Raw genomic sequence first — 23,636 nt, forward strand, 5'->3', positions numbered from 1 at the left:
TGAGATATGTTGGGCGTTATTAAATGTTACACAACGTTTTATTTTGTAGTTTGTCTTCCCATTTTAGTAAGAACGCTATCAACAGGCTCCCATAATTCAATTTTATTTCCATCAGAATCCATTATATGTACAAATTTGCCATAGTCATATGTTGTAATTTCATCGATAATAGTGACTCCATTACCTTTTAATTTCTGTACTAATCCTTCAATATTTTGAACCCTATAATTTATCATAAATTCCTTTTTTGAAGGATCAAAATAATCTGTAGAGTCTTCAAAGACATCCCAATTTAAATAATTGATCTCTTCTGGTCGGTTCGCATTTCTAAATTCAAATGGAGAACCATAATCATCTACCGCAAGACCTAAATTATCTCGATACCATTCTTTCATTTTTTTTGGACTACTTGATTTAAAAAATATACCTCCAATTCCTGTTACTTTTGGAATAGTATCTATGGATTCTATAGGTATTCCTTCTTTTTCTTTCATATTTTGCTTTTTATTCTCTTCTTGGTTACAACTTATCAAAGTCACAACTAATATTAAAAAACTGATAACTTGTCTCATTATATTTCGCTATTATATGTTTTTTTGATAGGCACAGCAGTTTCTAAATCAAAACTCTGCATTATCTGATAGGTATTGTTACCCGATGTTTTTAATTCCTTTTTTTATTGTTTCAACCCATTATTATATGTAGTGTTTCTTTTCATTCTGTATGATGGATGATTTAAACCTGTTGGTTCAAAAAATTCTACGCCAACATATTTAAATCCCAATTTATGTAATAATTTCTTTGAGCCAATATTGTTCGGATTATGACCAGCGAAAAGTTCATTAGCTTTTAGGTCAACAAAAGCATATTTAATAATTCTTTTTGCGGATTCTTTGGCAATTCCTTTTTTCCAATGTTTTGGAACAATATGGAACCCTATTTCGTAAACTCCTTTATCTAAATCATAAGGTTTTAATCCACAGCAACCAACAAATTCATTATTATCGAGTAAGAAAATCGGATAATATTGAATCCCATACTTTTTATAGTTTTCAACTTCATAGTTCAGTTTTTCAAATATTTGACTGTCATCTAATTTGCCTCTAGAATCAATAAGTTTTGTCACATTTATATCTCCCCACAATTCCTTTGCTAATAGAAATTTTTCTTTAGTCCAAGTTGAAAAACCTAATCTCTCGCTTTTTATAAAATAATTGTTCAATTTTTCTTTCTAATTCGAGTTTTACATTACATACATCGTTCATTCAGTATAAGAAACGTAAGGCCGGTGATAAGCTATTACGTTTCTGATTGGTACTAAGCCAAATATAAATATTTTGCTTTTATCTTTTTTCTCATAAACGCCAATTTTATATTTGACGATTTTGCAAATAAACAGAGACCTTTTGATTAAGAATTACAGCCCTATGTTTTCTTATACATTGTGCCTGTTGCACAAGTATTAGATAAAAATAGTATTATTTCGTAAATTGATGTATGCAAGGCAAGAAGATTTATCAAGAAAAACCATTCACTCATTTTCAATTGAGTGATCGTATAGCCAAAACAAATTTCTATCGTCGATTAAAAGAAGTTATCCACTTAGATTTTTTATACGACAGTACTAAAAAGTTTTATGGTAATAGTGGTCAAAAAAGTATTGACCCTCTAGTATTTTTCAAATTGTGTTTAATAGGTTATTTAGAAAATATCATTAGTGATCGTAAGCTTATTGAGCATTGTAGCATGCGATTAGATATTCTTTACTTTTTAGATTATGATCTAGATGAACAGCTTCCTTGGCATTCTACAATCAGTCGTACTCGACAGCTTTTTCCTGAAGCAGTTTTTGAGCAAGTCTTTACTCATATACTTACCTTGTGTGTGGACAAGGGTATGGTCAGCGGACATACTCAAGACATAGACTCAGCTCCCATAAAAGCTAATGCTAGTATGGATTCTTTAGAGTTAAAAGTTCCTGCTAATGAATTAGATGTTCATTTAGCCAAGATCAGACATATTAGTAATAGAGATAAAGAGGTTTTTAGAAAAGCTAAAGAAAAATAAAGCTACTTTACAGCAAAGAACAATCACAGCTAATACCAAAGAATTAAATAGTATAACAGCTAGAAATAAAAAATGGGCTAAAGATCAAAATCAACGTCAAGACTCCAATAATAAGAGAAGTCGCTATACAAGCAATAAAACACATTATAGTCCTACAGATCCTGACGCTAGAATTAGTGTAAAGCCTGGTAAAGCAAGAAAGCTCAATTATAGTAGTCAACTTAGTGTTGATACAGCTCATCATGTAATTACAGATATAAAGGCTTATCATGCTGATAAAAAAGATAATCAATGTCTAGAAGATATAGTTCGTAGATTACACAAACGTCTATGGAAACAAGGCTTTGTCTGGGAGAATATTATTGCAGATACAGGCTATAGTAGTGGAGAAGTTTATGCTTTTTTAGAGCAAAGAAAAATTTATAGTTATATACCTCCTCATGGCACATATAAAGGTGGTCCTGATGGCTTTTCTTATATAAAAGAACAAGATCATTATCTATGTCCTATGGGAGAGGTTATTCCATTTAAGAAAGTATTTTTAGATTATCAGACGCAGACTAAAAAGAAAGAATATCGTGGTTCTTCTAAACAATGTAAAAACTGCCCATTAGCTTTACAATGTCTAGGAAAAACAGCCAAAGAAAAGAAGTTTTCTGTAACCTATTATCGTGAACAATACGAACGAAATAAAACTAGAATACATAGTAATAAAGGAAAATACATGAAGCGAAAAAGACAAAGTACAGTTGAACCAGTCTTTGGAACGCTAACTCAATTTATGGGATTAAGAAAGATTAATACTATAGGTATACAACAAGCCAGTAAGGTAATGATACTTTCTGCTATTGCGTATAATCTCAAAAAATACTTGAAATTCTCTAAAAACCTGAGCAAGAGTATTGCTAAAATCAAAACACCTAGTTATAAATCTCTATATGTTGAATTAGGAGCGTATTATATCTCTTTTAAGGAACTTTAATTTTATCAATTAAATATCCTTATCTCATAAGAAAAACCCTTTTAAAGAGCTTTTCTTCTTCTTTATATTTTATAATTATTGACTTGTGCAACAGTTACTGGTGTTGTAGCTAGTTTTTCTTTTCAATAAGTTGCTCCAGGTTTACTTATTCCATTTTTATCAGGAACATACAAATGAAACGTATTTTGTTCGTCACAAAAGTCTGGCTCCAAAATTATTGATATTTTTTCTCCAATAGTATCCGACAAAATCTCTTTAAGTTCGTTAACATTCTCAACAGTATTCCATTCCGAACCGCCATTTTGTTGATATTCTCTGTAAGTATTATTTACAATTAGCAATTCATGGTCAAAACTATTTTCAACTTGAGATTCCATTACAATTTTTATAAAATCCTCAGTTACTAATCCATTATTTAATTCATTAATCTCTTTAAATGCAGTTATTGAATCACTTTCATTACTCTCATTAATAAGCTCATCTAATTCATTTGAATTCTCCATAAAGAAATAGTTCCGGTTATTTCCAGAGTTTGGGATTCTAACCAATATTAAAACCTTAGCATTGTCTTTTAGTAATTCCGTTACTCTCTTTATAAAGTCACTTTTTGTCATTTATAGATTGTGATTTAATTAGCTACAACGTTCCTTGTATATTGCGTCTGCCTGTCGAAGGCGACAAATGCAATATACAAACTGTTAGGCAAAGTTTTTTACTCTTTCGAGTTTAAGTATTCATATTTGATCAAGTCATTTTTGGACATTATTTCAATTTTCTCAGCCTCCTTAATTACAAAATTTCGATCTGTTATTTCTAAAACATCATTATAATAATGATCCGTTAAAATTATTCCCTTTGTTTCTTTAAGATTAAGCAATAGTTTTTTGATAATGTCTTTGTACAGCGGTTCAATCATCGAAAAAGGTTCATCTAACATCATAAAAGGATGATCTAGATTCCCAATAATTAGTAATTCAAAATATCGTAATTGTCCTAGAGATAGTTTCCCCGTTTTTATTTTTTCAAAGTCTGATATTTTTGGAGCATAAAAGATTTTATCCTGATCATCTCCGTTTGGGAAAAACATAGGTATGATTTCTCTTACAGTTTTTTCTTTTGGCAAAAATGTGTCTTGAGGTAAGTAAGCTATTTGTTTAGATGGAATAATTTCTTTTGGTACAATTGTTTTTGAATTAATTTTTATTTGAATTGAATCAGCTTTTACAGTTCCAAAGATTAATTTTAAAAATGTTGATTTTCCAGTTCCATTGCGTCCAAAAAACCCAATGATTTCTCCAGTTTTACATTTAAGAGAAATGTCTTTTAAAATTACTTTTTTACGGTAAGATTTATTAAGATTAGTTACCTCTAGCAAATTCATTTAATTGAATATCATATAAATTAAATGAATTAAGAAAGATATAGAGGTATTTATTATCCATACTTTTTTTACCAAATTCATTTTGGTTAAACCTAGATTGTGATATCCAAAATATTCATTCTTTTTAAATGCTCCAAAACCAATATAGCCAATTAAAATACCAAAGGAGGAAAATATAATTAAACTCCAAAAAATACCAGATGTAAATCCAAAAAATAATGAAAAGGGAAGATTGAACATATTGACATCTAAATAGTATTTCCAAATCGCCCTACTATACATTTTTCAATCTTAAGTTTAATTTCATATAGTTTTCAATTTTGCCCAACGTTCTGTGTATGGTGCGTATCCCGAAGGGTATGCACTATACACCTTGTTATCTTCTTTTCATTTTATATTTTCTATCCATTCTCTAGCTAAAGCTTCCACATATTCTTCAAATGTCACCACGCTTTTATAAGTATGGAATGTATACTCGGGTTGATTTGCCATGAATTCTACATTATCAAAGCAATGGTCATGAGAGAAGAGAAATACTTTTTTAGTTGGAGGGTCATATAGCGTTAAAGCTCCATTTGCCTCGCAAACAAATGCAATTAGGTTAGAATGGTCAATTTCTTTTTTCCCATCTTCTTCACAGGTCATTGAATAATAATCATCCCAATCGCCAATTCCACTGGAACATTCTGAACCGATAAACATGAAGTTTTGATTATTAGAAAATGAGTTTTCGGGCTCATTAAATGATTCTCGAATTCCTCCGATATTCCTCAATAGTATTTCATGTTCTTGGATTAATTCACATTTATATTCCTCCGCAGTTTCACGTTGATTTAGCCAACCGCAAATCTGTCCATCAATAGTGTCCCAAGCGAATAAAGTGTAGTTTATGTGGTTAATTTTAAAGTAAGTCTGTCGTGACTTCAGAATCAATTCAGTGAGTTTTGGGAAAGTATTCTTGAATTCCTCAGTCAACCGCATTTCTTGTTGTTCTTCAAATTCGACTTGAGAATTAGGGTTATGAAACCAACTTACCTCAGACTTAAATATCTCAAAGTCCTTATTTGTTTCTTTTCTCTTATTTCTATTAAATATTCCCATTCAATTGAAGATAACGTTTCGTGTAAGAGTAGTGGCTGACGGTAGGAAGCTATTACTTTTACACTTTGTTGTATGCCGTTTTTTCTTATTGTTCTAATCTAGTAATATCAGTATTATCAAACTTATTAAATGTACCTTTAAATGAATTTGTTAAAGCGTCAACTACTTCAATTTCATTTTCAAAAATCTTAATCCAAACCGACCAAAATCCAGTTGATGTGGCTAAATCTGTAATTGTTTGGATATAGCCGTTCGGGCGATTATTACAGGTGTAAAAAGATAATGCGTTTTCTGCTTTTCCATACGCTTCACTTCTTTTTATCCATCTTCTATCAGCATCAGACGTTAAAGCTTCTCCATATCTATTTAAACCTGTTAGTTCCAGTGTTTTTTGTGCAATATCTTTATCAACTGAATTATGTAAGTGATCTTTTAATGTAATTACACCCAATGGATGATATTCAAATAAAAGATATGTATTATGAATATCTGGCCAATAATAGTCCTCGAGATTTAATTGAGAATGTCCTTTGATACTATTACAGTTAACACAGGCAAGTAGAAAATTATACCAGTTTGTTTCAACATTGGGAGAAATACTTTTAGGAAGTATGTGTTCAACAGCAGGGTTGGTTATTTGATTTTCACAGTATGAACAATAGTCTCCAAGTCTGTCAATAAGATAGGGACGAGCATCACCATACTCATTAATTTCTATATTTTCTCCGTCTTCATTAGGAGTATCACCTTTATCTATTGCTCTCATTTCAAAAGGTGTTTAAATGATTCTAGATAAGTAACATATGCAGGGTCATTGTAAAATGGAATTAATAGATTTTCTAATTCTTTTTTTATTTTCTCTACCTCTTTAGGATCACTATTATGCTTCCCCTCATTTATTAACTTGTAGTATTTATCAGCAACAATTTTCATATCTGTAAATCGTTTACTTTTTTGAGCTTCTTTTACTCCCATTTCTCCTTCAACTATCTCTTCTAACCCTATCATTTCATAGTCATCAGACATGTTCTTACCTTCCAAATCTATTAGTTCATCATTTTTTAAACTTTGAACAATAAAAGGAGAATGAGTTGTAGTGATAAATTGGATATTTGGAAATGTTTCTTTCAGTTTGGAAACTATACTTCTTTGCCATTTAGGGTGTAAATGTAAATCAAGTTCATCTATTAGTACTATTCCAGGACTTTTAAGAGCTGCATCTAGTTCTAAATATGGGTTTAATAATACACAACGATAAGCAATGTCAGCAACAAGTCCTACTATATTTCTTTGTCCATCGCTTAAATAATTAAAAGGTAATGTTTCGTGATTGTCACCTGATCTCATAGCCATTAATTGATCTTCTTCAACTCCATGAAAGATTGTTTCCCAACCTTCAAGGCAATTACTTACGGCTCGTTTAATAACTTGAGCTCTCCATTTTGCTGTTTTATTTCCTTGAAGAAGAGATAATTCCATTGTCTTAAACCAAGACGCAAATCTTTTTATGCTTGAAGTTGAATCAAGGCAATTATAATACCCTTCATATCGAGATCCTTTGGGTAGAGTTTTTAATCTTTTAGAAGGTTCACTAAAAAGCCTTCCACAACCTAAATAATCAAATACGGGTAATACTAATTCTTTTCCTCCATCTTCTGATAAAGCAGTAAAATGCTTTTTTGAAATTCTCCTTAAATCCTTATCATCTCCCTGCATGTACCCCCAATCAATATGTGATTTTTTGATTGTCCATGAAATCGGAGTTTCATTAAGTTCACCTTCTACTATAATGGAGGTTCTTACTTTTTTCTCAATACTTTGACCAAAGTTTTCAACTCTTGCATCTTCTTTTCTAATGGGGCGCACATTTTTTCCTTGGCTAACGGCAACATAAGGATTAATAGCAGCAGCTAATGCTTCTAAAACAGATGTCTTTCCAGAACCATTTTCTCCAATTAAAACATTAAAGTTACCGTTGAAATTGAACGTTCTATCTTCAATTCCTCGAAAGTCAATTATTCTAATATTATGAATTTTCATAGGACTTAAATTTAGTTGTCAAGGTTTTTAGTAGGTACTAATAATTCTCGAACATCAACGTCAAGTACTTCAGCTATCTCGATTAACGTTTCTAATGAAGGTTGCATATCATTTGTACACCATCTTGAAATAGTTGTTCTGTTTTTATGTACTTTCTCTGAAAGCCATTTATTTGTTCTATCCTTTTCAGCTAGTACAACTCTAATTCTATTGATTTGCTTTTTAGAAGTCATTTGCATCGTTTTATGTTGCATGAATAGCAATTAAAACAAATTTAGTTGATTAATTTGTTTTTAGTTTTTTCTTTTTTTGCTATATTTGATTCGTAAAACGATTCATTATTTGTGTAAAACGATTTTAATGAATCGAAATTAGAATTAATTAATGTTTTAATCTTTTTTATGAGCAGATACACCAAAGCGGATTTAGAGAGAATAGTTTCCATGCAGTATGAAAACTTAAATGCAATTCATGATTTATTAAGTATCATGAAGCATCAAAATGAATTATTGAATAATGCCAATAAGAAATTGAAAGATGAAATTAATGGTGTTAAACGAAAAATGTATTCTGGAAAGATTGTGAAGTCTTAATGGAATAGGGAAGAGTAGATTGAAGTACCAATTCTTTTAGTAGAGTTGGTACTTTTTATTGGTTTTATTTTTTGTTTTCGCAAATGGCATACAACAATTATATATAGTTACCATGGTAACTATATATCTATTATATTTCTAACAAATCTAAAGGATTTATAATTGATTTAAAATTATTTAGGAACTACCTGCATATAAATTCCTATTGTTTTTACATTATTGATTTAAATACATTAAATCTGTACCTCTTATTAATAAATGAATAGTTTATTTGGTTATAGAAATTTCCCATAATTATTAATAGTGATAGTCCAATCCAATTAATTCACTAATAATCAACAATGATTTTGCATAGGTTACCTTATTATATGCTATACTTATTCTAAATTTCTTCTTATAATTTCTTCTCCAATCGTCCCAAAGTATTCAGCTATAATCTTTTGCCATAAAACCATTCCATTTTCTGAATTTGAAAACAGTACCAATCCATCTTTTGAATTTTTAAGGATTATAGCTATTGTTTTTGTACCATAGTCTCCCCCTGTATGCATAAATGCTATTTCATTATTTGGCAATTTAGACAGCATTTGCATCCCCAAACTCCAATCAATCCCGTCCTTTTCATTTGCTTGAACTTTTAAAAACTCTTCATAATTTCTTTTCGATAAAGCTGCTCCATTCAAAATATGAATCAAAAATTTTGAGTAATCTTCTACTGTCGTTAATAAATTTGCTGCAGCATTTGTTACAATATATTTTTCATAGTTTATCAGGTTTCCGTTTTCATCATGTTCAACAGCATATTGTTTTTCATCAATCTTATTTGTCCAATAAAAATATGTGTTATTCATTCCCAATGGATTAAACACTTTTTCTTGAGCAATTTCTTCAAAGGGTTTTTCCAACTTTTTCTCAATAGCTTTTCTCAAATATTCAAAACCTTCTCCAGAATATTGCCATTTTGTACCTGGTTCAAATTGAAAGGACAACTTATTATCGCTTGTTAAATAACGCCAATTAGGAAAACCAGATTGATGAGATAAAATATGCCTTGTAGTCAGTTTATGTAAATATTTACTATGCTTTATGTCTTTGTCTATAAAATAATTTGAAACAGGCTTATCCAAACTCCAAACTCCTTCATCAATGAGTTTTAATACCACAAATGCCGTAATTGGTTTTGTTAAAGATGCAACTTTATAAATACTATTATTAGAAATTGGTTGATTTGATTTTTTATTCCCAAATGTTCTTATCTGTTGAAGCGTACCGTTTTTAATTAACCCAATTGCTATGGACGGAATTTTGTGTTTTTTTAATAAGTTCTCAATTTCTTTATCGTTATCAAACAGTTTATAAGCGTAATCTGCATTGAATTTTTTGCCATACTCTTTGGTAGGCGGTTTGTGCTCATAGCTTAAAATTCGTTTAACTTTCCATTGTCCATTTTCTAAAATCCAAGTGTGAATAAATTTACCTTGTTCAGTAGCATATAATTCTTTATTGGGTTCCTTAATGTAAAAAACATGATTGCCTGTTTGTACTGCGCCATATATTTCTCCATTACTTTTTAAGGAAAATACTTTTAGAGTTTCTTTTACCAATTTTCTGATGGGTTTGAAATTAGGATTCGAACAAATACTGCTGGTAAACGATTCATAAAACTCTTCTAAATTTGAAGTGCCATTTTGATCGTGAAAAAACTCTAAATCTTTATGAAGCACTTTTTTTAGAGCGGCGTAATTACATTTATCAAAACCTTCTTTAAAAATTAAACTATCTGCTTTTTTTAATTCGATAAATAAAGTGGAATTTTCTGGTACTTGTGAAATGCTATTATTCGCTATAAAAATTAATAGGATTACGAAAATTAGTTTGTATGATTTCATTTTAAATTTTGATTACTATGTTGATAGCACAAACCTATCAAAGCGCATCAAAAAATCGCTCAAAAACCACCCGACAATAAGTTGACAATCGCCCGACACCTTATATAAAACACTAAAATACAACCCCATATTCATATCTTTATTTTTTCTTATCAAGCGCTACAATATTTCTTAAAATCATAAAGATGTTTAATAGAATAGTACAGTTTAAGAATAAAATGACATCACTATTATTCAATAAAAAGAACTATTAAAAAAAGGTAAATCCAGAAAGTATACACCAAAGAATTTATCATAAAATCATTGGGTTGATGAGAAGATAAAATTGTTTTTTTTAAATCACTTTTGTCAATTCTTAAAGACTTCATTAAGGCTTTTTATTTATCACCCAAATCACAATGATTTATAACAACATGTTTTATTTTTTTTTTGTTATTTGCTGGCTATACTTTCCATTTACCTTTACTCAAGTCAACAACTTTTCCTCCAATTTTTAAGCTGTACTTATCATTTTTAAACTTTCCGTTTAAATGTATATATGATTTTCTTTTCATTTGAAATCCCTGTTCTACTATTGAAGAGACTTCTGATGATTTGTTTTTTAATAGGTAAGCAAGGAAACAACCATTAGCACTTCCTGTAGCTGAATCTTCTATTAAATTTTCATTTTCGAGACAAAACATTCTAGTATTAAAGCTATTCGGTTTTTCAAAAGTTTCTTCTGTAACAAAAAACAAAGAAGTTGTTAGTCCAGTCTTACTATTAGTTTTGTATTTCTCTTTTTGGGTTAAAAACTCTATAACCTTCTGTGAATCGAGCTTTATTTTATTGATCTCCTCTAAATTGATAATAGGAATGATAATATATGGCAAGCCTATACTTATTTCTTCTATTGACTTGTGTGTGTTTAGTACCTCTCGCGATATACCTAATCCATCAGCAATTTCTTGATGTTTATAAGTTGCTATAAATTCTGGATCGGCTAGTTTCATTATAAAACTACTATTATCAACATCATCAATAGAGGTTAAATCAATACTAATATTTGAATGCTTTAAATCTAGGATAATGCTTTCTTTTGGTTTTGGTAACAAATATTTTGAAATAATATAAGCAGTTCCTAATGAGGGGTGACCAGCAAAAGGTACTTCATATTCTGGGGTAAAAATTCTAACTTTAAATGTTTTATCATTATAATTTTCTTTTATGAATGTTATTTCCGGAAAATTAAGTTCCTTGGCAATTTTGAGCATATCTTCGGTAGAGATTTTGTTTTCGAAATCAACAAAAACTGCAAGTTGATTCCCTCCGTATTTTTGAGATGTAAAAACATCTACCAAATAATATTCTATTTCTGTCATTTTTTATGCTTGGTGATAACGATTAATGTAATCGTCAGTTATGGGTTAAATTAGTAATTTATTATTTCCTATTTTCCAATCACTATTTTTAAAAATTTCTATTCCTATAGAAGGAATCAATTTATTTATTAAGAGAGTTTATTCATGATTATTAAATTAGGACCACTTTATATTACAAATTACTAAAGTAAATTGAGTTAACTTCTTCTTAATTACAGTTTACATCAAGTATAATCTCCTTCGTTGCCTGCTCGGCACAAGATGAGTTGTAGTGGGTTTCTACTCACAACCCTTTCGGCTTAAATATATTAATCAAATGAAATAGCGATTTCGGTTTGCACCGAAATCGCTATTTATTATACACTTTGTTCTCTACTGATTTTTTTACTTTTTTGCACTTAAAGCTATACTGACAACACTAGACGCTAGTAATTTTGCTTCTTCACTATGAATGTCAAAGTCAGCTTTTTCAAACAATTCTTTAATTTGTGGGTCAGCTAACATTAATTCTATAGGAAATTCTTTCCTTGACTCAATTGTCACATCCTTAAATCCTGCATTTTTAACATATTTAATATAGGTGTCAATATTTTCAGCACCAGATAAACATGCTACGTGAGTTGCAATTGAATTTTGAATACAATTTGGTAACTCTTTTATTAGAACCACATCACTTATTGATAAATTTCCGTTCGGTTTTAAAACTCTATATGCTTCGTTAAAAACATCTTGTTTATTCGTTGATAAATTAATAACGCAATTTGAAATTATATGATTTGCAATTTCATTATCAACTGGTAATTTTTCAATATCACCTTTACGAAATTCAACATTTTGAATATTTCCTTTTTTTGCATTTTTTCTTGCTAAACTTAGCATATCATCCGATAAGTCAATTCCAATAATTTTACCATTAACACCAACTTTGGGTGATACTAAAAAAGCATCAAAACCAGCACCTGAACCTAGGTCTATTACAGTTTCTCCTTCTACTATTTTAGCCAAAGCAGACGGATTGCCACAACCTACACCTAAATTTGAGTTATCTGGAACATTTTCTATTTCCTTTTTGGAATATCCAATTGTTTCAGAAACGACCTTGCTATGTCTGTTTTGACAAGTGTTTTGTGAAACTACTTTTGCTAAATTACCATAACTATCTACAACATCTTTTTTTCTTGACTCTTCGTGCATTTTTTTATATTTTTTAATGAACATCAAAAGTCCTAGAATTTTTATTTTTCTCAATTGATTTAGGTCAAGTTTGCACAATTTTTTTTCGAATCCTACTCAAAGTTTCAGGTTCGACTTGAAGATAAGATGCTAAATAATTAAGCGGTACACGTTGTATAAGTTTGCCTTTGTTTGTTAGTATTTCCAAATATCTCTCTGTTGCACTTAAATCATTAAGAAATCTATTATGTTCTTCTGTTACAATAAATTCACTCTCTGCCGCAAGTCTACCTACTTGTTGCCAAAATAGATTCTTTTCGTATAATTTTTGAAGCGAATGAAAAGGTAGAACAATCAGTTTCGTTGATTCAACTGCTTGAATTGAAATTTCACTAATTTGATTAGTAATCATGCTACGATATGAACAAGCTATATTTTGTTCGTCCAAAAATTGGGTAGTGACTTCCTTCCCATCTCGAAGATAATATAATCTTAAAAGTCCTTTTTCGATAAATGCAATATTCTTAGCAAATTTTCCTTGCCTTAAAAAATATTCACCTTCTTCTATTTCCTTTATCTGCAAAAAAGGCAACACTTCTTCTAAAGCTTGTGAGGAATAATGAGGGAATTTTTTTAAATAATTTTCGATTGTTTGCATCTGTTGTTTTTAGCTTGCAAAGAACACCTAAACATAAGCATTGCGGTTATTTTTCTTTTAATTATGTGATTATCCAAATATAACAATATTCGTAAATAATTATAATTCAGTTTATTTATATTTAGAGTGATAATTATTTTGATAATCGAAGTACAAATGCAGCAACAGAATCTTTTAATGCTAAAATAAAAGCCTTTAGAGTACAGTTTAGAGGTGTAAGAAATGTAGAATTCTTTCTCTTCAGATTAACGCAATTTTTTGCCTAAACACAACTTTTATTCTTGACCCATTATCTCAGTAAAACCCTCGGGATTGTAAAAACAAAAAACCACTGATAATCAGTGATTTAATTTTAATTTGTAGCGAGAACGGGAGTTGAACCCGTGACCTCCGAGTTATGAAAACGAAACAGTTCATTTGTTTTACCATTAATAATCAATCAATTAGCATTTTAACAAAATGCATTATTAAGCATTTAGATGCATTAGTGTACATTCAAAGTGTACATAAAGGTGTACACCGATTGTATTTAATAATATATAGATCACATATTCAATAGTTATTTATAAATATGTTTTCTATGATAAAAACAACCTATCTTTTTTCAATGTAATCAATCCCGTATGTATAATTTCTTTAAGTTTTAAAGAGATTATATCTACTGGAATGTTCAAATCTTTTGCTATTTCTTTCTTTTCTAATATTATTGTATTCGTTCCAGAATACTTTTTAAGTTCTTTTAAATAATCTTTTATTTTATCTATAATTGACTTTCCATTTAAATCAATTAAGACATCCAAAATTTTAGTGTTGCAAAATTCTATTGTTTCTATCAATTTCATTTTAACATGCTCATTCTCTTCCATCAATTTATTATATTTTGATAATGGAATCCACCGTATTACTGTATCTGTCAATGCTATGACCTCAATTTCGACAGGTTGTATGTTTTTACTTGAAAATTGTTGAATAAAAGCTATCATATTATTTTGCTCATTATCCAAACAGTAAATAAATAGCTTATTATTATTTTGAACTTTTATATTTACTTTAACCAATCCTTTCTCTATAAATCCAACTTTCGATAATATATCTCCTTCTCTAACTATAATTTCCTTAGCTTCAACCTTTTCTTCTTTAGATATTTTCTGTATACTATTTAAAATATTACTATTCATTTTCATAATAACCTTTTCATTCTTTTCTTTAAAAGAAGAGGAAGTTCTTTTAAAACTTCCTCTTTTTTACAAACAACTCTAAATATTAATTCATTTCAAGAGCATTGATTTTATTCAATAACTAACTTACGTTGCAACTCTTGACCTTCATAATTTAATTTATACACATAGATACCACTTGATAGTACATGTTCTTCTGCAATACCATCCCAATCAACAGTATGTAATACATTACCTTTTACTGTATCTGATACAAAAGTGTACACTTTTTGTCCTAATACATTATATAGGCTAATGTCTACATGTCCATCTTCTGGAATACTATAACTAATCTGTGTAGCATCTATCATAGGGTTTGGTATATTTTGTCCTAAACTTAATCCTAATACATCGTTTAATACTACTTCTTCAGTTTCGCTATTAGGCGTATAATTTAACACATATGGTGCTTTCATCGCTCCTAAGGACACTGAGGTATCAAACTCCTCTACATTATCTAAGGTCACTATCTTCTCTCCATCAAATAACTTGAATGTAATCTCTTCATTTGATGAGCTACCTCCTATACCGATAAAGTAGTGATATTTACCTTTTACTAATTGTGCTTTTGATACTCCTCGTAGTTCCTCTCCTGCAAATGCTGCTATCGTATACTCTTTTGAGATATCAAATTGTACTGCATTTACCACCGCTGTCATATACATAAACCTTAAATAATCTCCTCGATCTACTTTCCAGTTTAATTGTGCTGCTTCGTCTATAGTTGATAAACTTGCTTCACTCATTTTTGAAGCTTCATTAGTTTTATCTACTAATCCACTGTAGTTTAATGTCATTGCATTTGTTACATCCATTGTATATCCATGTCCTGGTAGTAAATGTGTCAAAGCTCCTACCCAACCATCTTCTGCTGTATATTCTGCTCTAAGTCCTCTACGTTCTATACGATCACCTATACTTATTCTTGGTGATGATGTTAACGAACGTAACGCAAAAGCCGTTCGTTGCAATTCACTTGGTAAAAACGCTATTGGTGTAAGTTCTTTATCATTTGGATCACCATCGCCCTCAGCATCTCCATTTAAAGATATGTTTGTATTAACATCTACTGGAGCTCCTGATACTATTAATGTAACTTGAGCACTATTTAATCGTTGTAATACATACGATTTACGTATATCTATAGTATTTGGATTATTTCCTTGTGCTATTAATGTTCCTGTCTCATCTGCTTTAGCTACTGGATTTTTATCATCAAGTGTCTCAGCATCTATTAGTATATCTCCTTTAGTTAATCCTTCTATAGCATCTAATGATAAGGTTGTTACATTAGGATTATCACTTACATTAAAACTAATATCAAAGTTTTTACCACTCACTACAATTCTACGGGTTAGCGTATTACCTACAGTAAATTTTATTGGAACAGTTTGATTACCCATATCTGCTCTAAATTGAAAATAATGTCTCTCAACAATCCCCTCATACTCTGTACACTCTGAAGCATCCCAGACTCTAAAACTTAATCTCTTTCCATTATCATTTCTATCACCAAATACAGATAAATCTACTAATCCTCTTGAATTAACATTTATTGATCCTCTAAACTCTCCATCTATATATACAGCTACAATATCATTTACATCGGTAGATTGTTCTCCATCTATAATTAAGCGACTCGTAAAATCTGAGGAACCTAAATAATCACCATTACTAAATCCATCATCATAATCTGGAACCACACAATTGGTAACAATCTCTAGTGTAAAACTTTCTATTCCTAAAGATGTTCCTGTAGTAGTTGGATTCGATGAGTTATCAAACACCTCTGCATATACTGTTGTAGTATGTATTCCTGGTGTTAAAAATGGGGCTACTACAAATTCTAAATTACTTTCTATAGCTTGATCATCAAGAGATAATCGCTCTCCTTCATCTATATTTCTAATATTACCAAATCCATTATTATCCCTTACAGATAACCATACTGGTAATCGTGTAAAACGATACTCTACATCAATTCCTCCTTGACTGTTATCAAAATCAACATCATCTATAATCAACTCTTCTCCTTCTACCTGTACGCGATTAACATTATTTTGACTCCATCGTATTGCATTTAAGTTCACAATAAAACTTCTTGAAGCACCTTCTATATTGTTATCTGTAATATCTCTTAATCCTTCATTAGCTATCAATAATGTTAATTGTGCTCCTTCTAGGTTTGCCAATGAACTTAATGGTCTAATATTAAGTATTGTTCCTCCTGAAGATACGTTATGTTCAAATTCTAAACTCGATACAAGTCGACTTACATCTAATGGTGCAGCTTCACCACTATCATTATGGAAAATATCTCCAACTTTGGTTGTGGCTCTTGCATTTCCTGTGTAATCTCTAATAGCTTCTTGTATACCATCTACTTCTAAAGCGTTATCATCTAATACAAAATATGCTACCAAATTTGTTTCATTTCCTAATAATTGACCATCTAGGTTTTGTACAATTTCTATTGGTGTTCTAGCATCTGTCCATATACGTACATCATCTATACCTCCTACATAGGATTCCCCATTTACTTCTGGTGAAATCATTATAGATTCTGTATTAGTCGTCACTCCTGTAGTATAAATTCCCGATCCAACAGGTTCACCATTAAAATAGATTTGTATAGCATTACTACCATCATATACTGCTGCTATATGTGTCCAGATTGAAGGCTGAATTGTTTGTGTAGAACGTACACTATCATTAATTTCTATATGCCCTGATGGTGTTAATGCTACCTTATAATTATTCCCTTTTTGTAGGATTGGCACTGCTGTTCCTGATGGAATAGTACTAGGATTTACCCACATCTCTACAGTAAAGGCTTCTGGTGCATTAAATACTGAACGGTGTGGAATTTCAATTTCTACTTCTTGTGTTCTTATTTCTACAGATACGAGTTCTTTTGGTAATCCTCCTAAAACTCCTCTTAAGGCTACAGAATTTAAATTAACTGTTGCTGGATTTATAGGTCCTGAGAATTCTGCCGAAATTGATCCCGAAGTATAAATCCCATTATTAGCTGGATTTGTACTTACTAAAACTGCTGCTGTTTTGTTTATGGTTCCAGAAATAAAATCCGTAGGATTATTTCGCGCATTCGGATTATTACTCAGTGGATCACATATAGGTACTAACCGTACGCTATAATTTCCATTGGCTAAATCCATCTCTGCTGTATAAGTAATAAACCCTGTTTGAGTATCTAAATTTGCTTTTAGCGCTTCCGCATCTAGAGTCACCAATTCTATTCCTCTATTATTTCCTTCAATAGCATACTCTATCGCTACCTGAAAATCACTTGGTATCATTACCACTTCTTCTACATTCGTTTGAGTATTAATTCTAGTTTCTCTTCTATCAGCTAATAAATTTTCTATGTTAGGTATTTTGAATCTAAAATCCAATTTATTATTACTGCTATTATTAATTACCCAATCTTTAATAGGTGCTGTTACTTCTATATTATCTACACAAGGAGCACTAAAATCTGCCGTAAAAGTAATCTCATGTACCGGTCTAATACCACTGTCAAAGGTATCTGGTGCATTCGCTCCAGCTCCTATTAATCGATATTCATCTTGGCGATATGATTGATACGCAAACCCATCTCCTGCTTGCTCACAGTCAGCATAAAAACGTAAACGTATATCTTCGTATCTCACATTTTTTCCAACATCGGCACTATTAGGTCTCACTACCATACGTAATGGTTTTTCAACCATAAATCCATTCTCATCTTCCACCATTATAGATCGTATTTCTTGTACAACTCCCACTGGAGAATCTTCATCTAATCCAAAAGGGAATGAAGCTCGATTTCCTGCTACACTATTAAGCTTTACACCACCAAATTCTATCTGTGCTCCTCTTAAATTTGAAGAGTTGATTAATTGCACATAATATATTTTTCGAGTATCATCTTGTGCCAATTGTGTATTACGCAAAATCATATCATACTCTATAAAATCATTCCCTCCATTGAATCCAATTGCATTATCTATTACTATTTCTACTCCTTGACGTGGTTGTGTACCTGCTTCAAATGGACACATACTACGTCCTGCATGTACCCCAAACATAGGTGATCCATAGTCTGGATCAGGAACTACAGCTGTAAAGAATTGATCTCCATCATCATCATCACTAAAGGTAAAACTCTCTGTAACAGTATTACTAAAGCTTTCATTCCTTGTATTCGTTCGTGTTCCTATAACTCTACCATTAGATCCAAAAGTAAAAGTTCCCCCTCCAAGGTTATTCACATATGTATAGCTGAATCCAGCTCCTGCTCCACCTCCAAAATTTTTCCCGTCATCTTCTGATATACTTCTAGTAAAAGAATAGCTAATTGGAACTCCTCCACCAAATGAGAATCCATTTTGTCCTAATTTTGCAAATTGATCTAAATTATCAAGTGTTGATGGAATTTCATTTCTTTTGTCTTCTACTACTTCAACAAATCTAATTAAATCCTGGTAGGTAATTCTACCTCTTGCAAGGCTTTGATTATTTTGAATTCTAGATACTAAAGCTTCTCTCTTACGCTTATTTGCAGCCACAAGGTCTTTCCATATTTGGACTTGATTTTTTAAATCTTCTATATTTAAACCTTGAGTTTGACTCGCTATCTGTCTTTCTAAAGTTGGAATGGTCACATCTATAATATGCTGTTGAGTTACCGCAAAGGGCGTTTCCTCTGTGACAGAAGGTATATTAGTTTCTTTTTTTACAACCTTACAATTCTCTATCTCAATTCTATTTCCTCTACTTATAGCAATCACATCTGTAGTCCCTATAAAAACATCGGCATCTTCTCCTACATAGGTATCAAAGGATGGTGTCGAAACAGATCTATTGATCGACACATTTCTTCCATTTCCTCCAGTATTACGGTATGAAAAAGAAAATTCTCCTGATCCTAAAACATCTATTGTTGAACCTGTAACTGTATTCTCAATTTCAAGTGTACTTCCAGATCCTACTCCTACAAATGTTCCTGTAGACATTCTTACTTGAAAGTCAGCTCCTCCTCCTGCAAAGAAAACCCCTGAAACATCTGTCCCTTCAGCATATGTTGATGTCTTAGAGAAGGAAGCTCCTTCTTCCAATGTAGCAAAACTATTATCTCCTGGTGGATCATGTAATACATGCAATACCGAAGGGTTGCTAAAAGTAAAATCTGCATTACCTGCTTGTACTCCTGTTACTATCGCATCTATAGTAGATGTTTTAGTTTCTCTAGCACTAGAAATTCCTCTTTCTGCCGTTGCTGTAAATCCACGTAAAAAGTTTTTTGACGGATCTGCTGCTTCTATAAAATTAGCAGTATTAACTTCAAACTGTAATACAGCATTTCCTAAACTATTTGTTTCTACTGCCACATTACCTTCTATTAATACAATAGTACTTTCATCCTCCTCATTATCTCCTCTTTTCATTCCTCTTATCAGGTCTCCACTATAATTTACAGTTACACCTTCTAATAGACAACGTTGTCCATTATACTCTTCATATACTGTAGTTACTGCTACTATTCGGTCATATTGTTGGAATACATAACGATCAATACAATTAGAATCTATTTCTATTTCATTTCCTATCCCTCGTTCATCATTACTATTTTGAGCATCACTTAATTCATAAAATTTAGTTTCTACCTGCATCTCATTACGATATTCAATATCTTGAATAGCATTTCCTCGTCGTAGATCAACTGTAGTATCAACTGTAAATGTTGGATTTTGTATACTTGTTAAGGACAGTTCATAGGTACCAGGAATTAAATCATTTACCGTAAATACTTTAAATTCACTATCAAAATTAGTTGCATTAATATTACGAACAAACGGAGGCTCCCTAATATCAGATCTTGTGATCGTTCCTGTCCATGCTCCAATATTATTATCACAAGGAATAATAATATTTCCTATTAAACTATGTCTAGTTAAATTCTCAAAGTTTAATTCGGTAATCGCTTCATCTACATTCAATGTATAAGTATCTCCTACTGGATTATAACTCTTATTTGCAGCTATATATTCAAAATGTACACCTCGTTCTAAAGGAGCTCTTGTACTATCATCAAAACTTGCATCTCCAAAAACACTAAAATAATTATTATCAATTGAACCTTTTTTTACTATAGTATTTACGGCTCTAAAACTATCTTCGTTATGTTCAAAGGTATATCTCAGACTTAATGCACTCGATAAATCATTATCATTATCTTCTATTATATTCTCTCCATCTGCAATATCTCTCAATAAGTTCTCCGGATAGGCACCTATACGATATTCAAACTCATCAATATATCCTGCATAAAAATCTGTCTTTGAATCTTCTCCTTCTCCTGGGTTTTCTATATGAGTTGCTCCCAAATAAGCTTTGGTATTAAAGTCTAAAGCTCCTACAGCTGATGGTATAGGAATCACTTCATACATTCCATCATATAATATACGTATACTATCATCTACTTCATTAACAGCTACAGCAAAAAACTCAAAATCATTTTCTTCTATTCCTGGTAAAGTCACTTGCTTTAATACCTGATCATTTAAACTTACCGAAAATACGGCTTCATCTATCAACTGTATTTTTAAACTTCCATGATGCATTATGGTTTGTGTAGCTCTTAATTTTGCTTCTGGATCATTATTGATCGTTCTTCTATAATGTCCAGTCCATGTCAATTGATTTGTAGTAGTAGTAATAGGTTCTTTTAACTCTAAATACCCTGATCTTCCTTCAAAGAAAATACTGGTTACATTCTGTCTAGTATTTTCGCTTGCATTTATATTTGTGCTTTGTAATATTGTTGGGTGAATAGAAAAGGTATGTCTTCCTTGGGGGCTATCAAATCTAAAAGATCCTTTCGAATTAGTTCCTATAGCTTCTGTTGTCATATTATCTCTTAGAACAACTCCATTTACTTTAATCGCTGTTCCTGTTAAAACAGGATAAACTGTTTCTGTCCCTTCATTATTCACCACATATTGTACTCTTCCTTGAATCTCAAAAGTTGATATATCTACAAATTGATCGATTCTACTCTCTGTTTCTGTATATGCTAACTGTTCTGCAACCTGTTTAAATCTAGTTATTGGTTGAAAATCACGATTTGGAAAAATTGGTTTAAATGTATATCCAAAATCACTATCTGTAGTTAAACCTCCTGGTAACGTAACAAAACTATAATTTCCGTTTTGATCTGTTATCACTCCATATTCGATTGGTGGAATTTCTGTATTTTGTGTTGTAAATGTACTTGATGATCTTCCTACTAATCTTCCTCTAGTATCAATTGCTTGATTATACACTTCATTATCTGTAGTTAAATCAAAACGATAATAGGCTATTAAACTACTATCTTCTGATCCTAAGATGATATCTTTATGCTTAAAGATTTCTTCTGGTGTACGTATTGTTCTCCAAATACGCAACTCATCTAATAAATAGTTATTACGTACTTCATGATTAAATGAGAATTGTGAAATTCTATTTAATCCTACTACAAAAGGTTCTTTTGTAGTAGCATCTGCTCTTCTAGGGTTATTTAAATCTGGTGCTAACCCTCCATCTAGATATAAAGCCCCTCCTGTAGGACTTACCGATAAGGCATAATGATGCCAATCCGTAGGGTCTCCTTTTATATTAGTTTCTAAATAAAGTCGATTCCCTAAATATATTTGAATCTTATCATTATTGATACGTATCTCCCCTATATCTAACTTAAATACGGTATTTACTTCGGCACTATTTACTGGAGTCTTATACCAAAACTCTATCGTAGCTATTCCATTTGCTTCTTCAAATACCTGTACATTATTAACAAATATTGGAGCTCCCGTACTTTTTACATCAAGTACACTATTATTAGATTTTACCTCTGTCCCATCTTTTAATACTGCTGCTACTCTTACATCTTGTACTCCAATTTGTCCTTCGGTTACTACCCTTCCATTAACTTCTCCATTATGAAATACAAAGCCTGTATCTGTTCCATCTACATCTTCTTTTTCATCTCTAGCGCCTATTACAGTGTATTCATATATTCGCCCTGGAACAATGTCCTCATCAAAATATTCTATAAAATCTGATACATTTACAGCTGTTAAATCATTCTTTACTATATTATGTATAATTGTACCTATACTACCTCCTCCAACTTCTCTTCTTCTAATCGAATAGTTATTAACGTCTTTAACATGCGGCCAACGTAAACGTACATTATGTCTCCCATCTGTTCTAAAAGCTGCACCATTTCCATCACTTGCTTGTAATAAAATAGTATTTAGATTAAAAATAGGATGATCTGCCATAGCGTTAATTATGGCAAAATCTGTTCTTATTTGATTTCTATTAGTCCCAGTACGAATACTTGAATATTTTAATAATGGAATAGTTTCATCAAGATTTTCTATATCGCTTAATACATTATGCCATCTCGCTTCTTTAAGTTGTGGTAAGTTTGCGACCGACACATCTTCATCTGCATCTACATAAGCGATTACTAGTCCCAAACGATTAAAATCTTCAAGAGTAACTTTACTAGCTCCATGCAAAGTAGTTAATCTATTATCTTCTAACTGTTCTCTAGTTCTTGCACGATTCCATGCTCGATATTCTGCTAGAAACAAATGATCTGCTCGTCCAGCAGTGACATATAAATCCTCTGCAGATACCGTAAAGTTTTGTACCGAGGCTCTACGAATCCCATTAATATAAATACTAAATCGATTTCCTTTATCAAAAACTAATCCAAAATGATACCATTCATCATTTTGTAGCACGGCATCACCTGATAAGCTAATATTAGGAATAACCGCATTTCCATTAGTAATACTTATAGCAGTAGGGGTTACTCCTACTTTAAACTCGTTACTTCCATCCAATAGATTAGTAAGTTCAAACCCTTCAAAAGTATTAGTCCCATCTTCTCTATTAAGCTTTACCCAAAACTCTAATGTACCTTCTCCTTCTTCACCTTGTTTAATAATATCAGTTTGCAATCGTGTTTGAGTATCATAATATGATTTATAATCATTTTTTGCTAATAACTGTACTACATAAGGTCTTGGCGATATATTATTTTGTGCTATGGCTAAAAAGGTAAAGCATAGCATCCATAATAATAGTAATTGTTGTTTTACTTTTTTCATATGC

General features: G+C 31.2%; 17 protein-coding genes and 1 pseudogene. 4 read left to right on the forward strand and 14 right to left on the reverse strand.

Features of this window, described 5'->3' with window-relative positions:
- Positions 1–38 precede the first annotated feature (38 nt).
- Positions 39–494 (reverse strand): VOC family protein, encoded by a 456-nt coding sequence (locus ACYEKI_RS12420; protein WP_459211517.1) that lies wholly within the window; start codon positions 492–494, stop codon positions 39–41.
- A 182-nt stretch (positions 495–676) separates the two neighbouring features.
- The gene (locus ACYEKI_RS12425; RefSeq protein ID WP_459211518.1) at positions 677–1,222 is read right to left on the reverse strand and encodes a GNAT family N-acetyltransferase; all 546 of its coding nucleotides are present in this window, start codon (positions 1,220–1,222) and stop codon (positions 677–679) included.
- Positions 1,223–1,497: 275 nt separating this feature from the next.
- Here ACYEKI_RS12425 and ACYEKI_RS12430 point away from each other — a divergent pair, with 275 nt between their 5' ends.
- Together ACYEKI_RS12430 and ACYEKI_RS12435 are read left to right on the forward strand one after the other, a co-directional pair.
- On the forward strand, positions 1,498–2,067 hold the full coding sequence (locus tag ACYEKI_RS12430) for a transposase (RefSeq protein WP_459211519.1): 570 nt from the start codon (positions 1,498–1,500) through the stop codon (positions 2,065–2,067).
- 247 nt (positions 2,068–2,314) lie between these two features.
- The gene (locus ACYEKI_RS12435) at positions 2,315–3,049 is read left to right on the forward strand and encodes a transposase (protein WP_459211586.1); all 735 of its coding nucleotides are present in this window, start codon (positions 2,315–2,317) and stop codon (positions 3,047–3,049) included.
- 122 nt (positions 3,050–3,171) lie between these two features.
- Here ACYEKI_RS12435 and ACYEKI_RS12440 read toward each other — a convergent pair whose 3' ends face one another.
- The 6 genes from ACYEKI_RS12440 to ACYEKI_RS12465 all read right to left on the reverse strand — a co-directional run bounded on the left by ACYEKI_RS12440 (position 3,172) and on the right by ACYEKI_RS12465 (position 7,825).
- Positions 3,172–3,663 carry a hypothetical protein gene (locus tag ACYEKI_RS12440; RefSeq protein WP_459211520.1) on the reverse strand — a complete coding sequence of 164 codons (492 nt, stop codon included), beginning with the start codon at positions 3,661–3,663 and terminating at the stop codon, positions 3,172–3,174.
- 98 nt (positions 3,664–3,761) lie between these two features.
- Complete coding sequence (locus tag ACYEKI_RS12445; protein ID WP_459211521.1) at positions 3,762–4,430, reverse strand: ATP-binding cassette domain-containing protein; 669 nt, start codon at positions 4,428–4,430, stop codon at positions 3,762–3,764.
- Positions 4,431–4,817: 387 nt separating this feature from the next.
- Positions 4,818–5,531: a hypothetical protein gene (locus tag ACYEKI_RS12450; protein WP_459211522.1), complete on the reverse strand. Its 714-nt coding sequence runs from the start codon at positions 5,529–5,531 to the stop codon at positions 4,818–4,820.
- Between the two features lie 85 nt (positions 5,532–5,616).
- A complete protein-coding gene (locus ACYEKI_RS12455) occupies positions 5,617–6,297 on the reverse strand; it encodes an HNH endonuclease (protein WP_459211523.1) in 681 nt (226 codons plus the stop codon).
- The gene (locus tag ACYEKI_RS12460) at positions 6,294–7,571 is read right to left on the reverse strand and encodes an AAA family ATPase (protein ID WP_459211524.1); all 1,278 of its coding nucleotides are present in this window, start codon (positions 7,569–7,571) and stop codon (positions 6,294–6,296) included. Before ACYEKI_RS12460 ends, ACYEKI_RS12455 begins: the two co-directional genes overlap by 4 nt.
- An 11-nt stretch (positions 7,572–7,582) precedes the next feature.
- A complete protein-coding gene (locus ACYEKI_RS12465) occupies positions 7,583–7,825 on the reverse strand; it encodes a helix-turn-helix transcriptional regulator (protein WP_459211525.1) in 243 nt (80 codons plus the stop codon).
- Between the two features lie 147 nt (positions 7,826–7,972).
- On the opposite strand from ACYEKI_RS12465, the gene ACYEKI_RS12470 reads away from it, so the two are divergent.
- Entirely contained in the window at positions 7,973–8,164 is a 192-nt protein-coding gene (locus ACYEKI_RS12470; RefSeq protein ID WP_459211526.1) for a hypothetical protein, read from the forward strand.
- A gap of 377 nt (positions 8,165–8,541) precedes the next feature.
- On the opposite strand, the gene ACYEKI_RS12475 is transcribed toward ACYEKI_RS12470, so the two are convergent.
- The 4 genes from ACYEKI_RS12475 to ACYEKI_RS12490 form a co-directional block, all read right to left on the reverse strand.
- Entirely contained in the window at positions 8,542–10,053 is a 1,512-nt protein-coding gene (locus ACYEKI_RS12475; RefSeq protein WP_459211527.1) for a serine hydrolase, read from the reverse strand.
- 443 nt (positions 10,054–10,496) lie between these two features.
- Complete coding sequence (locus tag ACYEKI_RS12480; protein ID WP_459211528.1) at positions 10,497–11,414, reverse strand: PhzF family phenazine biosynthesis protein; 918 nt, start codon at positions 11,412–11,414, stop codon at positions 10,497–10,499.
- 384 nt (positions 11,415–11,798) lie between these two features.
- The gene (gene arsM, locus ACYEKI_RS12485) at positions 11,799–12,662 is read right to left on the reverse strand and encodes an arsenite methyltransferase (protein WP_459211529.1); all 864 of its coding nucleotides are present in this window, start codon (positions 12,660–12,662) and stop codon (positions 11,799–11,801) included.
- A 10-nt stretch (positions 12,663–12,672) separates the two neighbouring features.
- Positions 12,673–13,245 (reverse strand): Crp/Fnr family transcriptional regulator, encoded by a 573-nt coding sequence (locus ACYEKI_RS12490; RefSeq protein WP_459211530.1) that lies wholly within the window; start codon positions 13,243–13,245, stop codon positions 12,673–12,675.
- 143 nt (positions 13,246–13,388) lie between these two features.
- Between ACYEKI_RS12490 and ACYEKI_RS12495 the strand changes: the two are divergent.
- Positions 13,389–13,511 (forward strand): annotated as a pseudogene (locus ACYEKI_RS12495) (transposase); the annotation flags it as partial.
- 312 nt (positions 13,512–13,823) lie between these two features.
- Here ACYEKI_RS12495 and ACYEKI_RS12500 read toward each other — a convergent pair.
- Both ACYEKI_RS12500 and ACYEKI_RS12505 read right to left on the reverse strand, forming a co-directional pair.
- Positions 13,824–14,429, reverse strand: a complete 606-nt coding sequence (locus ACYEKI_RS12500) for a Crp/Fnr family transcriptional regulator (protein ID WP_459211531.1) — start codon at positions 14,427–14,429, stop codon at positions 13,824–13,826.
- Positions 14,430–14,533: 104 nt separating this feature from the next.
- Positions 14,534–23,632: a LamG-like jellyroll fold domain-containing protein gene (locus ACYEKI_RS12505; protein WP_459211532.1), complete on the reverse strand. Its 9,099-nt coding sequence runs from the start codon at positions 23,630–23,632 to the stop codon at positions 14,534–14,536.
- Between the last annotated feature and the right edge of the window lie 4 nt (positions 23,633–23,636).

This window comes from Aquimarina rhabdastrellae (genome assembly GCA_947387485.1).
In the GTDB taxonomy this organism is placed as follows: Bacteria; Bacteroidota; Bacteroidia; order Flavobacteriales; family Flavobacteriaceae; genus Aquimarina.